This window comes from Eudoraea sp., from assembly GCF_049669105.1.
Taxonomy (GTDB): Bacteria; Bacteroidota; Bacteroidia; order Flavobacteriales; family Flavobacteriaceae; genus Eudoraea.
Genome location: NZ_JBATKE010000023.1, coordinates 20542 through 35665 on the forward strand (window position 1 = coordinate 20542; position 15124 = coordinate 35665).

Genomic DNA, 15124 nt, shown 5'->3' on the forward strand with positions numbered 1-15124 from the left:
TGGTTAATTGACCGTAAACTTTAGGTATGTAATTGGTTTTCCTTTTTCAAGATACTGTTTTTCATAGAAAGTTTGGATATCCATCACTTCTTTTGGGCTACCTTCATTCCTGTAAATATCATGATTTGCGTATAATATTTCGCAACCCAAGCCCTGCAACAATCCCAAGGTATACCCATGCATAAATTCACTATCGGTCTTTAAATTAATTACACCTTTATCTTTAAGTACAAGCTTATATTTCTGCAAAAAAGCCCTGTTGGTTAATCTATGTTTAGTTCTTTTATACTTTAGTTGCGGATCCGGAAATGTAATCCAGATTTCATCTACCTCATTTTCGGCAAAAATTAAATCTATCAATTCTATCTGCGTTCGTAAAAATGCAACATTCTCTAAATTCTCCTCCAGGGCCGTTTTGGCACCTCTCCATAACCTGGCACCTTTAATATCCACACCTATATAATTCCTGGAAGTATTAAGTTTAGCAAGGCCTATTGTATATTCTCCTTTGCCACAACCCAATTCCAACACTATTGGATTGTCATTATTAAAAAAACTCCTCCATTTTCCTTTTAAAGGAAATTTACCGTCAATAACTTCATCCCTGCCAGGTTGGATAACATGGCTAAAAGAATTGTTTTGTTCAAATCGTTTGAGTTTATTTTTACTTCCCAAAGCAAAGCGTATTGTTTTATTTCAGCAAAACTAAGGAATTCTTTTGGAGAGCAGATTTAGGTGTTCTTAGGTTTCGCTTTTTCTAAGGTAAATGAAAATTCAGATCCTACATCCACCACACTTTCAACATATATTTTTTCGCCATGCGCCTCGATTATGTGTTTTACAATGGACAAACCCAGGCCGGAACCCCCTTCTTTCCTACTACCACTTTTATCAACCCTGTAAAAACGTTCAAAAAGTCTAGGGATATGTTCTTCTGGAATTCCTTCACCATTATCGGTAATTCTGACAATCACTTTATTCCGTATTAGGTTTTCCACACTCACTTCAGTAGTACCGTCATGATGGCCATATTTTATAGAATTCACTATCAAATTAGATAACACCTGCTGTATTTTATCCCTGTCTGCCCTTACATACACAGGAGCTTCATAATTCATATCAAAAGTAAGCGAGATGTTCTTTTTACCTGCCTTTATCTCCAATAGATCAAAAACACTTTGTATAAGTTCGATAATATTAAAATCGCTTAACTCTAAATTAAGATCTCCAACTTCCAATTTTGTGATAAGATCGAGGTCCTTGATAATATAAATAAGTCGTTCCACCCCTTTTTGGGCTCGCTGCAAATATTTTTTCCTAACTGCTTTATCTTCCAAGGCACCATCGAGAAGTGTAAGAATATAGCCTTGTACTGTAAATAATGGGGTTTTGAGTTCGTGTGAAATATTACCCAAAAAATCCTTCCGGTATTCCTCGCGGATTTTTAGTGTATCTATTTCAATTTTTTTATCCTTAGCAAATTTTTCAATCTCCTCCGTCAGTGTTCTCATATCTGTTGTAACGGGATCGGCAGTAAAAGAAGACGACTCCAACAAAGAAACATCATCATAAATTTTCTTAATCCTTCGGTAGATATATTTCTCGACACGAATCTGAATTGTAATAAATGTTACTGCAAACACAATTATTGTAAAAAAAAGTAAAATAAGCCAGGTGTCCTCCAGCTGTTTTTGGTAGAATAGAAATAAACTTAAAGATAATGCAAGAATAATAGTAATTATGAGCGTGGACCGGAAAGCAAACTTATATGACTTTTTTAACCTTGTAGACATTACAATACAAACTTATAGCCTACGCCCTTCACGGTTTTAAAATGATTGTCACCAATTTTTTCGCGTAGTTTTCTAATATGCACATCAATTGTTCTTCCCCCGACCACTACTTCCTGACCCCATACTTTGTCCAATATAACTTCCCGTTTAAATACCTTGTCCGGTTTTGAGGCTAATAAGGCCAAAAGCTCAAATTCTTTCCTTGGTAGAATAATCTCTTCCCCGTTGTTAACTATTTTATATTCTTCGCGGTTAATTTCAATGTTTCCGACCTGGAGTATATCTTCATTCTGGTTCTTTTCTTCATTTAATCGCCTTAACAAGGCTTTTATTTTACTTACTAATAGTTTTGGTTTTATAGGTTTGGTGATATAATCATCCGCACCGGCGTCAAAACCTGCTACCTGAGAGTAATCCTCTCCTCTGGCTGTTAAAAAGGTAATTAAGGTATTCTCTAATCCTTTTGTATTTCGAATAATCTCACAAGCTTCGATCCCATCCATTTCGGGCATCATGACATCCAAAATAATCAGATGCGGAGTTTTTTTCTTTGCCTTTTCTACGCCTTCAATTCCGTTCTTAGCAGTAAATACCTGATATCCCTGAGAGGAAAGATTGTACTTTAAAATCTCTAAAATATCCGGCTCATCATCTACAATTAGAATTTTAATGTCGTGCTTTTTCATGGGTTTACTCTTTGATCATTCTGATCAAAAGTAAAGATAATACTAATATGCTTTAATTACTTAACGTTCATTTAATGCTGATAACATTAAAATAACACCAAAGAGCCAAAAATTAGGACATTTAAAGTTCAATTGCCATTTAATGGTAACTGTTGATGCATTTTATCGAATTTAAATCATTTAACAAATTCATGGAGTAGAATGCAGAACTAAAATTTCTATATTTGTGATAATTAGTTTGTTGAATAGTATTTATGAAGAAATTCTACCTCGTTTTTTTCTTTCTTTTTATCTCTTTTAGCTACGGCCAGGAAGTACAAAATGTTGGTGGTGAAATAGAGGGTTTTAAGCTATACCCAAATCCTGTTACCACTGGGAAAGTTTATATACAAACGGCATTGAATGCCCCAAAAAGAATACTCATCTTTGATGTTTTTGGCACGCTTAGACTTGAGACAACAATTCTAAGAAAGGAGTTGAATGTCTCTAATTTCGTTGCCGGAGTGTATGTACTTAGAGTATATGAAAAAGATAGAGTAGCAACTAGAAAATTGATAATTAAATAGTTTTACTTTCTCAAAATAAGCCGGTTAAACCTCCTTCAAAAATTTGATTTTCATCGATAAAATGCAAAATTCATCGATTAACGTTACGGCTATAATAGTTTACCTACAAAAATTTAGCTTTCACAACAATTTCTATGAGGGGAAAAGCTATTATCTTATATTTACCTAGTTGATCCCAAATCAATGTTGATGCAAAAAGCCTACTTATTTTTTTTACTGGTCTTTACTTTAGTACTTTCCGGGCAGGAAAAGCTTCCGGCTGTTGATGAAAAGTACCAGGAATCTTCCAATTTTACGCTATATCCAAATCCCGCTATTGATGGTATCGTTTACATTAAAACTTTTAATAATAGAAGTAAAGATATAACCGTATACGACGTCTTTGGTAAAATAGTGCTTCAGGATCGGATTTCAACAAATATGCTCAATATAGGAAGGCTTTCACCAGGTGTTTATGTAATTCAAGTAATAGAGAATAACAAAACGATGACCAGAAAACTGGTTGTAAAATAGCATTTCATATATCCATTATTGCGCTCCCTGGAGGAGCCTTTTTTATTTTAACTATTTTTGTAGTCTTCAAGTCGATATGGATATCAATAGAATTTTTGAGATCACAACCTCATCTCAGTTCAACAAGCTTGCATTGGAAGTTTTTAATTTTCAATATGACAACAATACTATTTACCGGAATTTTTGCGGTTATTTGGGCAAATCTAAGTCCAATGTAACTACAGTAAAAGATATTCCATATTTACCGATAGAATTTTTCAAATCCAAAAAAGTAGTAACGAAGAACCAAAAACCGCAGATCGTTTTTGAGAGCAGCGGGACAACGGGACAAATTGTTAGCAAACATTATGTGTCACAACTGGCTATTTACGTTAAAAGTTATTTGAAAACCTTTGAGTATTTCTATGGGAATATTGAAGATTATTGTGTGTTGGCATTATTACCTTCTTATATGGAACGTGAAGGCTCTTCACTTATCTATATGGTAAAAGACCTTATAAAGAAAAGCAGGCATCCAAAGAGTGGTTTTTATCTTGATAACAAGGTCGATTTATTGAAGACCCTTATAAGCTTGGATCAATCTGCTGGTAAAAGCATCCTTATTGGTGTTTCATATGCCTTGCTGGATCTTTCCGAACATCACTCAATAAATTTAAAAAATACAATAATTATGGAAACGGGTGGGATGAAAGGAAGGAGAACGGAATTGGTGCGTGATGAATTACATAGTATTCTTAAAAAAAGTTTTGGCCTAGCTGCCATTCATTCAGAATATGGCATGACTGAACTTCTTTCTCAGGCATATTCCAAGGCTAACGGAATTTTCAATTGTCCTCCCTGGATGTCAGTCTCTATACGCGAAACAGAAGATCCTTTGACAACAGAAACTTTTGGCAAAATAGGAGGTATAAACATTATAGATCTCGCCAATATTTATTCCTGTTCGTTTATTGCAACACAGGATCTGGGAAGGGTTTATAAAGATGGAAGTTTTGAAGTATTAGGCAGGTTTGATCATTCAGACGTTCGCGGTTGCAATTTAATGGTCCTTTAGTGTTGAGGCTAAAAACTAGTTAAATCACTTCTTAACACTTTCAGGACTTTCCGTACCCATCCACTTATCCCAAAATGTAAAGTATAATCCAAAGTTATAATTAAATTTTCTGTGATGCTGATCGTGATGAGTAGCGCCGATGATCCAATGTCCAAACCACTTTCCATATTTTCCTGAAGGGTATATTTCAACTCCGGCATGATTAATGGTTGCTGAAATTGTCATGATCAGCAGCATAAATAGTAAAGCATAATAGTGCATAGGTACAAACAAAACTATTAACGGAAGAATAATAGCCTGTAACACCGTCTCCAATGGATGAAATGAGAAAGAGGTCAATACTGAAGTGTGTATACTTTTATGATGAATCTTATGAAAATACCTATAAACAGATGGCTTATGCATCCAACGGTGTATCCAATAATAATAGGTATCCTGAATGAATAAGGTTAATAAAACACTTATAGGCAAATACCATAATGGATAGGCATTTATATCCACATAGATTGCTGTGGCCCCTATGGACCATAAAAAATAAATGAATATTCCAAAAATCGCAAAAATCAACCCGCTTATTGCCGACCAATACAATTCCTTGTATAACTGCTTCTTCTTTAATGCAGAATGGTCTAATATTCTTTTATCAAATCTTTTTCGGAACAAAAAGAAAAATGCATAGTGATATGCTCCTGAAACAATCAAAAAGCGAATAAATATGATCAGAAAGAGAACAAAAGTTAAAAGCAGTACGGCACTCAAGTCAAAAAAATCAATTTCCATCATTTATATCCCCTATTTATGATTTTACAACCAGGATAAAATAATTCTTTTTACCTCGCTGAAGTAAGACATATTTGTTGTTTATCAAATCTGTTTCCGTTATCAAATAATCTTCTTTTACTTTTTCTTTATTAACGGAAATGGCATTTTGTTTTAGTTCCCTCCGTGCTTCGCCATTCGAACCCAAAAAACCTGTTTTGGCAGACAATGCTGCAATCATATCCAATCCGTTATCCATTTCAGATTTGGAAATCTCTGCTTGTGGGACTCCGTCAAAAACATCTAAAAAGGTATTCTCGTCTAAGCCCTTTAAATCTGTAGAAGTTGATTTTCCAAAAAGAATAGAACTGGCAATCACGGCATTTTCAAATTCTTCTTTGGAATGAACCATAATGGTAATTTCTTGTGCCAGGCGTTTTTGTAGTATTCGTAAATGAGGTGCGTGAGACTGGTCGGCAATCAAATCTTCAATTTCATCTTTAGGTAAAAAAGTAAAGATTTTAATGTATTTTTCTGCATCTTCATCTGATGTATTCAGCCAATACTGATAGAATTTATAAGGCGAGGTTCTATGCGCATCCAACCAGATATTACCCCCCTCTGTTTTTCCAAATTTGGTTCCATCGGCCTTAGTAATAAGAGGGCAGGTGAGTGCGTATCCTTTACCCCCCCCAATTCTGCGAATAAGCTCTGTTCCGGTCGTAATATTTCCCCATTGGTCACTCCCACCCATTTGAAGTGTACAATTATAATTTTGAAACAGATATAAAAAATCATACCCCTGAACTAACTGATATGTAAACTCAGTAAAAGACATACCTTCTTTTTCATCTGGCGATAGCCTTTTCCTGACAGATTCTTTGGCCATCATATAGTTTACGGTAATGTGTTTGCCAACATCACGAATAAAATCCAGGAAAGTAAAATCTTTCATCCAATCATAGTTGTTCACGAGCACCGCAGAATTTTCTGCCAGGCTATCAAAATCAAGAAAGCGGGACAATTGCTCCTTTATTGCTTCCTGGTTTAATCGCAAGGTAGTTTCATCCAATAAGTTTCGTTCAGTTGATTTACCGGAAGGATCACCTATCATACCTGTAGCTCCACCAATTAAAGCATAAGGTTTATGGCCAGCGAGCTGAAAATGCCTTAACATCATTACACTTACCAAATGACCAATATGAAGTGAATTTGCGGTTGGATCTATCCCAACATAAGCAGATTGCATCCCAGTAAGCAGATGCTCTTCGGTTCCCGGCATAGCATCATGTACCATTCCCCGCCATTTTAGTTCCGAAACAAAGTTTGAAGTCATTTTGTAATCTATTAAAATAGTTGCTGCAAATATAATAGAAATAGCCAGCAGCTTTCCTCATTGATCAAATTTATCCAACCGAAATGAGTAAATTAGGCCCATGATTTTAGTCACAGGAGGAACCGGGCTTGTTGGATCCCATCTTATATTGTATTTGCTCAATAAGGGGGCATCTGTTAAGGCTATTCATCGAAAAAATAGCAATATTCAAAAGGTAAAGGAGGTATTCTCATATTATCATGAAAATTCGGAGGTTTTATTTAATAAGATTCAATGGATAGAAGCTGATATTAACGATATCCCTGCTCTCGAATTGGCATTTAAGGAAGTTACTCTGGTTTATCATTGTGCCGCATTTATTTCGTTTGATCCTGGTGATTTTAATTCTTTACAAAAAATAAATAAAAAGGGTACGGAGAATATTGTAAATCTATGTATTGATAAAAATATCAAAAAATTGTGTTATGTCAGTTCTACTGGAACAATAGGCAAATCTACAACAGGTGAAATGGTCAATGAAGAAAATGAATGGAATGACACCTACGCAAATGTATATGCAATTTCAAAACACTTTGCCGAAATGGAAGTCTGGCGGGGGGCTCAGGAAGGTCTCTCTATGGTAATCGTCAACCCTGGCGTTATCCTGGGTCCAGGATATTGGGAAAGTGGTAGTGGGTTACTTTTTAAAACGGCTGCAAAGGGTATGCGGTTTTACTTTCCGGGTGGTACAGGATTTATATCAGTGGGTGATGTTGTAAAAATAATGGTACAACTAATGGATTCTCCCATTAAAAATGAGCGCTTTATTGCTGTAGCAGAAAATTTGTCTTTTAAAAGTATTTTAGAGACCATCTCGCACGGGTTTAACAGGCCATCCCCCAAGATAGGGTTGAAATTTTGGCAATTGGAAGTTTTCCGGAGAATGGACTGGTTTATAAGTTTATTTATATCCAAAAAAAGGAAGTTAACTAAACAAGGGCTCACATCTTTGCGCTATCCTCAAGTTTATGATAATTTAAAAGTACAGGAAGCACTTAACATCGAATATGAACAAATACAATCATGTGTTTCCTATTCATGTCAAAAATATATGGAGGCTCACTCTTCCTCCTTCTCCTGAATTAAACTGTCTTTTTTTTTCTCTCCCAGTTTTTGAAATCGCTCCTTTTCTTTTACAATCCTGTCTTCTATTTTCTTATAAATATCTTCATATTCCAGAGGTATGGATGCGTAATATAAATCGCTAGATACAAATTGCATACTATCAATTTCATATTTATTGTAAATAAATTCCATGGGGACAAAATTCTTATTTTCCATTACCTGAGGCCCTGTAGATTTGGCGGCATCTATAATAGCCAAATCGTAAAGGATATCAATCATTTTCTCTTTGGAAATAAGATTCACGGGCTTATCAATGACCTCTTCTCCACATGAGAAAAGAATGATAAATGTTATTAAAAAGAATATCTTCCGCATCATTATCTATCAAAAGTAAGCCTTTTAGCATTCCTGAAACCAGAAAATTGTCCTTTATCATAGGCCAAATGTCCATTTACAAAAGTGTGGGTGATTTTTGCTCTAAACCTATTACCATCAAAGGGTGACCATGCGCATTTATAGGCAATATTGTTTTTATCGACTGTCCATGGTGAGTTCATATCTACTATTACTAAATCTGCATAATAACCCTCCCTTATATAACCACGTTTTTTAATTTGAAACAATTTAGCAGGATTATGACACATTTTTTCAACAACTTTCTCTACAGCAATTTTTCCTTCCAAAGATTTTTCCAACATAGCAGTTAATGCATGCTGAACCAGAGGGCCACCAGAGGGTGCCTTCATATAATTATTATTCTTTTCTTCTAAGGTATGCGGAGCATGATCTGTTGCCACAACATCAATTCTATCATCCAGCAGTGCTTGCCATAATTGATCCCTGTCTGCAGAGGTTTTAATTGCAGGATTCCATTTAATTAACATTCCCTTTTCCGAATAATCCTGATCTGAAAACCAAAGGTGATGAATACATACTTCTGCAGTAATCTTTTTTTGTTCTAATGGAATGTCATTTCTAAAAAGATGGGTCTCTTTGCCTGTCGACACATGAAAAACGTGTAATCTTGCTCCCGTTTTCTCTGCAAGGGCAATCGCCCGGGATGAAGAAAGGTAACAGGCCTCTTCACTTCGTATTAAAGGGTGAAATTCTACAGGAATATCATCTCCATACATGGCTCTGTATTTCTGGGTGTTTTCTCTGACGGTTTTTTCATCTTCACAATGCACCGAAATAACCAGTTCTGTATTATTAAATATTCGCTCGAGGACCTCTTCATTATCCACTAGCATATTTCCAGTTGAAGAACCCAGAAATAGTTTTATACCCGAACAGGCATACTTATCTAGTTTTTTTATTTCCTCCAGGTTGTCATTAGTACCGCCAAATAAAAAGGAATAATTAGCGTATGACGTCCTGGAAGCTAATTCAAATTTTTGCTCCAATTTTTCAATCGTGGTAGTCTGCGGATTCGTATTTGGTTGTTCCATGTACGAAGTTATTCCACCTGCAATGGCCGCCCTGCTTTCTGAAGCTATATCCCCCTTATGGGTAAGTCCGGGCTCTCTAAAATGTACCTGATCATCTATTATTCCCGGTAAAACAAAATTTCCGGCTGCGTCAAGAATTTTAGCCCCGTTCGTAGAAAGGTTACTGCCAATTTTTTTGATTATCTCATCTTGAATTAAAATATCCGACTCAAATCTTACCCCTTCATTTATGATAACAGCATTTTTAATGAGTGTTTTATCCATAACTTAATCTTTAGTAAATAAACTTCTAAATTTCATAGTAATAACACCAAATATGGCTTCCCAGATAATTGACGAATTCATTTTAGATTTACCTTGCTCCCGATCTGTAAAAATGATGGATATTTCCTCAATTTTAAATTTTTTAAGGTATGCCCTAAATTTCATTTCTATCTGAAAAGCATATCCAACAAATTTTATGGTATCCAGGTTTATCGCCTCCAAAACACTCCTGTGATAGCAGACAAAGCCGGCAGTGGGATCATGAATTCGCATTCCGGTAATTAATTTTACATAAAAAGAAGCTCCATAGGATAATAAAACCCTATAAAGTGGCCAATTAACTACATTTACCCCTTTTTTATAACGCGATCCAATTGCCACATCTGCACCATTCAAACAAGCCCTGTATAACCTTTGCAGGTCTGAAGGTTTGTGTGAAAAATCGGCATCCATTTCAAAAATGTAGTCATATTTTCTTGCCAATGCCCATTTAAAACCATGAATATAAGCAGTACCCAAACCAGATTTCTCTTTTCTTACTTCGAGAAACAACTGTTTGGGATATTTATTTTGTAATTCAATGACCTTATTAGCAGTACCATCCGGAGAATTATCATCCACAATCAGGACATCAAATTCTTTTTTAAGTTGAAAAACAGCATCTATTATAGCTTCAATATTTTCAATTTCATTAAAAGTTGGAATAATTACTAAGCTATCTGTCATTTGGCTTTTGGCAATTTTAACAAAAATACTACTTTAAAAAGTCAAGCAGAAAATACCAAAGTAATTTTATCGTTTCTTTAAAGGAATTGATTAGTCCAATAATTTGTAATTTTAAAGCGAATCTGCAACCGGAATGAAACTTAAACTACCCAGAATTTTCATTTATTTATTAGCATCAATTTTTTTCTTAAACCTATTACAAGGTTATTTTACTGAGCTAATTTTTGATGAAGCTTACTATTGGTATTATGCGCAGCATATGGCTTGGGGCTACTTTGATCATCCGCCAATGGTTGCTTTGCTTGTCAAGATAAGCAGCCTGTTTTTTGATGGAGAACTAGGAGTACGATTTATAAGCAGTGTTCTTTCTGCTGGCACTTATATAGTCCTTTGGTTTTTAATTGATAATCCTAGAAAGAATAAATATGTACTCCATTATTTTATCTTGATTTTCTCTATGACCCTTATTCATGCCTATGGATTCCTAACACTACCCGATACCCCATTACTTTTTTTTACTGCCTTATTTTTATTGATTTATAAGAAGTTTTTAAAAGCCCCTTCCATCGGTATATCTATCCTTTTGGGATTTGTTATGGCTGCCTTAATGTACAGTAAATATCATGCTGTTCTGGTTATTCTGTTTGTGTTGATGTCTAATCTGCGGCTTATCTTTAACAGATATGCCTGGCTTTCTGTTCTTATTGCATTAATATGTTATACCCCCCATTTTATATGGTTAATTGACAATGACTTTGTTTCAATAAAGTATCATTTGTTTGAAAGGCCAAACAGGGCCTATGAATTTGGCGATTTTACACTGGGGTTTTTTGTAAACCTGATAGTACTTTTCGGCTTAACATTTCCATGGATATACAGAGCCTTATTGAAAACAAAAAAATCAGATAAATTTAATAAAGCCCTTTTGTATTTAATTTATGGAGTAATTGCATTCTTTTTTATTTCCAGTTTTAACAGACGCGTACAAACGCAATGGTTAATTGTTATTTGTATTCCAATGATTGTAGTGGTATACAATCAAATACTCCAGGATAGAATAACCAGAAAATGGATCTTTAATCTTGGAATAGCTAATATCATAATTTTAATGTTCCTCAGAATAGGTCTGATTTATGCTCCTCTTTTCCCCATTGTTTATGAAACCCATGGAAATAAAGATTGGGTAAATGAAATAAGCTCAAAAGTCGGGACAATGCCGGTAGTTTTTGAAAATTCCTATACCGAAGCACCTATGTATACTTTCTATTCTGGCAATACTTCTTATTCACTAAACAATATCTGGTACAGGCAAAACCAATTTACGATTGACCAGTCTGAAGATCTGGTACAGGGGCAAAAAATACTATATGTATCCAAATTCATGGATAAAGGTGACATCTCTTATTACGATTCAAAAGGAGAGCCTCATTTTGGTGTCTATATTGAGAATTTTGAATCTTTTAGAAAGTTGAGAACTATTATTGATACCCCTGTCGAATTATTGGAAGACAAGAACATATACTTTAAAATATACAATCCATACACGACCGATATAGAAATATCAAAACTGGAATTTGGGGTGGTTTTTCTTAACAAATACAAAAATTTCAGAGAGGTTCAAGAAATTCAAGCCAGCCCATTGCAGAAAGAGATGAGCGTACTTAAATCTAAAGATACAACGAGCTTTAAACTTTTAATGCCCGAACCAAAAATAAACGATGCATACTATTTTAAGATAAGTATTTCTGAAAACGGACTTTATTGGGGTATAAATGGGGAAAACGTTAAATTGCCATAATGGAACCTGTTCAAAGAGTAATCAATAATATAGATTGGATAACAGCTATTATCTTTTCCAGTATACTTTTTATGGTTATTGCTAAGAATTTATTTTACCAGAGGTTTTTAAATTTTATTATACTCCCTTTTAATAACAAGTATATTTTTATGTACAATAAAAAGGATAAACTATTAAATTGGTTCAATATCTTTTTTACATTATTCCAACTTCTAAATTTTTCACTTTTCATCTATTTGGCCTCAAATATTTTGTCCAATTCAGAAAGCGATCTGTATCCTGTGGTTTTTTCAATTATTCTGGGATTTTTATTCTTGTTTTTATTTGGCAAAATATTGCTACAAATGGGAGGTGGCTTTGTCTTTAATAATAATAATATAATATATGAATTCATTTTTAAAAAGTTGTCCTACCTTAACTACAGCAGTATCATCATGTTAGCATCCAATATTATCATTGCTTATGTACTTACAGATTCGAAAATAGTAGTGTTTGCCAGTATTTTTCTGATAGTAGTGGTAAATGTTATTGGCTGGATAACAATTATAAAAAACTATCAAAAATTAATCTCAAGCTACTTTTTCTATTTTATTTTGTACCTTTGCGCTCTCGAAATTGCACCCTTTGTAATCATTGTGAATTATCTAAAAGACTAAGGTACATGAAGATAAAAACGATTTTGGTGTCCCAGCCAGAACCTAAAATGGAAAATTCTCCTTACCTAAGGCTAATTGAAAAGGAAAAAGTAAAGGTAGACTTTAGGCCTTTCATACATGTTGAAGGAGTTGACGCCAAAAGTGTACGACAACAAAAGATTGATCTTAAAGATTATTCCGCTATAATCCTTACCAGCAGAAATTCTGTTGATCATTTCTTTAGAATAGCTGAAGAAATGCGTTTTAAGGTTCCGGATACCATGAAATATTTCTGCCAATCTGAGGCAGTAGCTTTTTATCTTCAGAAATATGTTGTTTACAGGAAACGAAAAATTTATGTAGGCAAAAGAAATTTTAGTGAATTACTTCACTTATTTAAAAAATACAAGGAGGAATCCTTTTTACTGCCTTCGTCAGATGCATTAAAACCCGGCATTCCGGAAACATTAAATGAACTGGGAATTAATTGGAATCGGGGTATTTTCTATAAAACGGTTATTAGCGATCTCTCTGATTTAAGAAATGTCTATTACGACGTTCTGGTATTTTTTAGCCCGTCGGGGATAGAATCATTACTTAAAAATTTTCCTGACTTTGAGCAAAAAGATACAAAAATTGCGGTCTTTGGAAATTCAACTGTCGTCGCGGCAACTGATGCAGGCCTGCGAATAGATATAAAAGCGCCGACACCGGAGACTCCTTCCATGACAATGGCTTTGCAAAAGTATATTACCAGTGTCAACAAAAAATAAAAACTCAATAAAAAGGTCTCATTTACTGAGACCTTTTTAATTAATAGTTATAACGCTGGGGTCCTCCTCGCCTGATTTCTTCACTGGCATAAGACTCGAACTTTTTAAAATTCTCACGAAAAGCATTGGAAAGTTTAAATGCAGTATCATAATACGCTTTATCATTATTCCAGGTTGCTCTCGGGCTTAAAACATCAGTAGGGACACCCGGGCAGGTTCGTGGTTGTGCTACACCAAACACAGAATGAATATGGTAGGTGTCATAGGTATACAATCCTAATTCACCATTAAGTGCAGCCCGAATCATAGCTCTTGTATATTTTAATTTCATTCGCGTTCCAACCCCGTATGGCCCACCGGTCCATCCCGTATTAACCAACCAAACACTAACCTGAGATTCTTTCATTTTCCTACTTAATACTTCTGCATATTCTGCCGGATGCAAAGGCATAAACGGCGCACCGAAACAGGCAGAAAATGAAGGTATAGGCTCTACTACCCCTGTCTCAGTGCCTGCCACCTTGGCCGTGTATCCCGACATAAAATGATATGCGGCCTGGCTGGGAGTTAACTTTGATATAGGGGGTAATACTCCAAAGGCATCCGCCGTAAGGAAAAAAATATTTTTAGGGTTTTCTCCAATTGAAGGAATTTTTATATTGGAAATATGATCAATAGGATAACTGACCCGTGTATTTTGAGTTATTGATGTGTCTTCATAATCGACGATCCCTCTTGAATCTATACTAACGTTTTCCAAAATTGCCCCTTTTTTGATAGCAGCATAAATCTCAGGTTCCTTTTCGGCACTAAGATTGATCACCTTGGCATAACAACCACCTTCAAAATTAAAAACTGTGTTTTCTTCAGTCCATCCGTGTTCGTCATCCCCAATCAATTTTCTATAGGGATCTGTAGACAAAGTTGTCTTACCGGTACCTGAAAGTCCAAAAAATAAGGCTGTATCTCCTTTTTCCCCAACATTGGCCGAACAATGCATAGGCAAAGTATTCTTATATAAAGGCAAAATAAAGTTTAAAGCCGAGAAAATTCCTTTCTTAATCTCTCCAGTGTAGCCGGTACCCCCTATCAAAGCAACTTTTCGTGTAAAATTTAGAATAGCAAAATTGTGCTGTCTAGTTCCGTCTGCCAAAGTATCTGCCATAAACCCGGGAGCATTTATCACAGTCCATTCCGGCTCAAAATTCACTAATTCCTCTTCCTGAGGCCTAAGAAACATATTGTGCACAAATAAATTGGACCAGGGGTATTCATTAATAACCCTTAAATTTAATTGGTAATTAATATCTGCACAGGCATAACAGTCCCTTACAAATACGTCCTTGCCCTTTAAGTAATTAATCACCTTATTATAAAGCGAATTAAATTTCTCAGGAGAAAAGGGAATATTTATATCTCCCCACCAGACTTTATCCGCGGTTATATCGTCTCTAACAATAAAACGATCCATTGGAGAACGTCCAGTAAACTCTCCGGTGTTAACTGCCAAGGCTCCGTTTGATACCTCCTTGCCCATCCCGCGTTCAAGGGTCATCTGATGAAGTTTATCAGGATCTAATTGGTAAAATATCCGGTTGATTTCAAAACCGTACTCTTTTAATGAAATTGATTTCATTGAAATGTCCTTTATTGCCATTTATATTGTATT

The 15124-nt window shown here is 35.1% G+C and carries 16 protein-coding genes; 7 read left to right on the plus strand and 9 right to left on the minus strand.

The genetic code is table 11. The features are described 5' to 3' along the window. Positions 1 to 3: 3 nt before the first annotated feature. From trmB to WBM60_RS01745, 3 genes are read right to left on the minus strand one after another with little or no spacing between them, the layout of a single operon-like run. Positions 4 to 675 carry a tRNA (guanosine(46)-N7)-methyltransferase TrmB gene (gene trmB, locus WBM60_RS01735; RefSeq protein ID WP_424282681.1) on the minus strand — a complete coding sequence of 224 codons (672 nt, stop codon included), beginning with the start codon at positions 673 to 675 and terminating at the stop codon, positions 4 to 6. Between the two features lie 56 nt (positions 676 to 731). Beyond that, positions 732 to 1793 carry a sensor histidine kinase gene (locus tag WBM60_RS01740; RefSeq protein WP_424259707.1) on the minus strand — a complete coding sequence of 354 codons (1062 nt, stop codon included), beginning with the start codon at positions 1791 to 1793 and terminating at the stop codon, positions 732 to 734. Beyond that, the gene (locus WBM60_RS01745; RefSeq protein WP_424259708.1) at positions 1793 to 2479 is read right to left on the minus strand and encodes a response regulator transcription factor; all 687 of its coding nucleotides are present in this window, start codon (positions 2477 to 2479) and stop codon (positions 1793 to 1795) included. The genes WBM60_RS01740 and WBM60_RS01745 overlap by 1 nt, the downstream gene beginning before the upstream one ends. A 254-nt stretch (positions 2480 to 2733) precedes the next feature. Between WBM60_RS01745 and WBM60_RS01750 the strand changes: the two genes are divergently transcribed. The 3 genes from WBM60_RS01750 (at position 2734) to WBM60_RS01760 (ending at position 4612) form a co-directional block, all read left to right on the plus strand. Continuing rightward, entirely contained in the window at positions 2734 to 3045 is a 312-nt protein-coding gene (locus WBM60_RS01750) for a T9SS type A sorting domain-containing protein (protein ID WP_424259709.1), read from the plus strand. Between the two features lie 189 nt (positions 3046 to 3234). Further along, positions 3235 to 3558: a T9SS type A sorting domain-containing protein gene (locus tag WBM60_RS01755; protein ID WP_424259710.1), complete on the plus strand. Its 324-nt coding sequence runs from the start codon at positions 3235 to 3237 to the stop codon at positions 3556 to 3558. A 76-nt stretch (positions 3559 to 3634) separates the two neighbouring features. Continuing rightward, positions 3635 to 4612 (plus strand): acyl transferase, encoded by a 978-nt coding sequence (locus tag WBM60_RS01760; RefSeq protein ID WP_424259711.1) that lies wholly within the window; start codon positions 3635 to 3637, stop codon positions 4610 to 4612. Between the two features lie 24 nt (positions 4613 to 4636). Here WBM60_RS01760 and WBM60_RS01765 read toward each other — a convergent pair whose 3' ends face one another. Both WBM60_RS01765 and tyrS read right to left on the minus strand, forming a co-directional pair. Continuing rightward, on the minus strand, positions 4637 to 5395 hold the full coding sequence (locus tag WBM60_RS01765) for a sterol desaturase family protein (RefSeq protein ID WP_424259712.1): 759 nt from the start codon (positions 5393 to 5395) through the stop codon (positions 4637 to 4639). 13 nt (positions 5396 to 5408) lie between these two features. Further along, a complete protein-coding gene (gene tyrS, locus WBM60_RS01770) occupies positions 5409 to 6707 on the minus strand; it encodes a tyrosine--tRNA ligase (protein WP_424259713.1) in 1299 nt (432 codons plus the stop codon). A 100-nt stretch (positions 6708 to 6807) separates the two neighbouring features. On the opposite strand from tyrS, the gene WBM60_RS01775 reads away from it, so the two are divergent. Continuing rightward, positions 6808 to 7827: an NAD-dependent epimerase/dehydratase family protein gene (locus WBM60_RS01775; protein WP_424259714.1), complete on the plus strand. Its 1020-nt coding sequence runs from the start codon at positions 6808 to 6810 to the stop codon at positions 7825 to 7827. On the opposite strand, the gene WBM60_RS01780 is transcribed toward WBM60_RS01775, so the two are convergent. Genes WBM60_RS01780 through WBM60_RS01790 form a run of 3 tightly spaced genes read right to left on the minus strand, consistent with a single transcriptional unit; the run spans position 7806 to position 10249 of the window. After that, positions 7806 to 8189, minus strand: a complete 384-nt coding sequence (locus tag WBM60_RS01780) for a DUF4296 domain-containing protein (protein WP_424259715.1) — start codon at positions 8187 to 8189, stop codon at positions 7806 to 7808. The two genes, WBM60_RS01775 and WBM60_RS01780, sit on opposite strands and share 22 nt — an antisense overlap. Beyond that, positions 8189 to 9523: a dihydroorotase gene (locus tag WBM60_RS01785; RefSeq protein ID WP_424259716.1), complete on the minus strand. Its 1335-nt coding sequence runs from the start codon at positions 9521 to 9523 to the stop codon at positions 8189 to 8191. The genes WBM60_RS01780 and WBM60_RS01785 overlap by 1 nt, the downstream gene beginning before the upstream one ends. Before the next feature lie 3 nt (positions 9524 to 9526). Then, on the minus strand, positions 9527 to 10249 hold the full coding sequence (locus WBM60_RS01790; protein WP_424276353.1) for a polyprenol monophosphomannose synthase: 723 nt from the start codon (positions 10247 to 10249) through the stop codon (positions 9527 to 9529). 133 nt (positions 10250 to 10382) lie between these two features. On the opposite strand from WBM60_RS01790, the gene WBM60_RS01795 reads away from it, so the two are divergent. From WBM60_RS01795 to WBM60_RS01805, 3 genes are read left to right on the plus strand one after another with little or no spacing between them, the layout of a single operon-like run. After that, on the plus strand, positions 10383 to 12047 hold the full coding sequence (locus tag WBM60_RS01795; RefSeq protein WP_424264116.1) for an ArnT family glycosyltransferase: 1665 nt from the start codon (positions 10383 to 10385) through the stop codon (positions 12045 to 12047). Next, on the plus strand, positions 12047 to 12703 hold the full coding sequence (locus WBM60_RS01800; RefSeq protein WP_424282682.1) for a DUF4271 domain-containing protein: 657 nt from the start codon (positions 12047 to 12049) through the stop codon (positions 12701 to 12703). Before WBM60_RS01795 ends, WBM60_RS01800 begins: the two co-directional genes overlap by 1 nt. Before the next feature lie 5 nt (positions 12704 to 12708). Continuing rightward, positions 12709 to 13455 carry a uroporphyrinogen-III synthase gene (locus WBM60_RS01805; protein ID WP_424277908.1) on the plus strand — a complete coding sequence of 249 codons (747 nt, stop codon included), beginning with the start codon at positions 12709 to 12711 and terminating at the stop codon, positions 13453 to 13455. 40 nt (positions 13456 to 13495) lie between these two features. Here the strand turns inward: WBM60_RS01805 and pckA are convergent, their stop codons facing one another. Then, a complete protein-coding gene (gene pckA, locus WBM60_RS01810) occupies positions 13496 to 15091 on the minus strand; it encodes a phosphoenolpyruvate carboxykinase (ATP) (protein ID WP_424276260.1) in 1596 nt (531 codons plus the stop codon). Positions 15092 to 15124 lie beyond the last annotated feature (33 nt).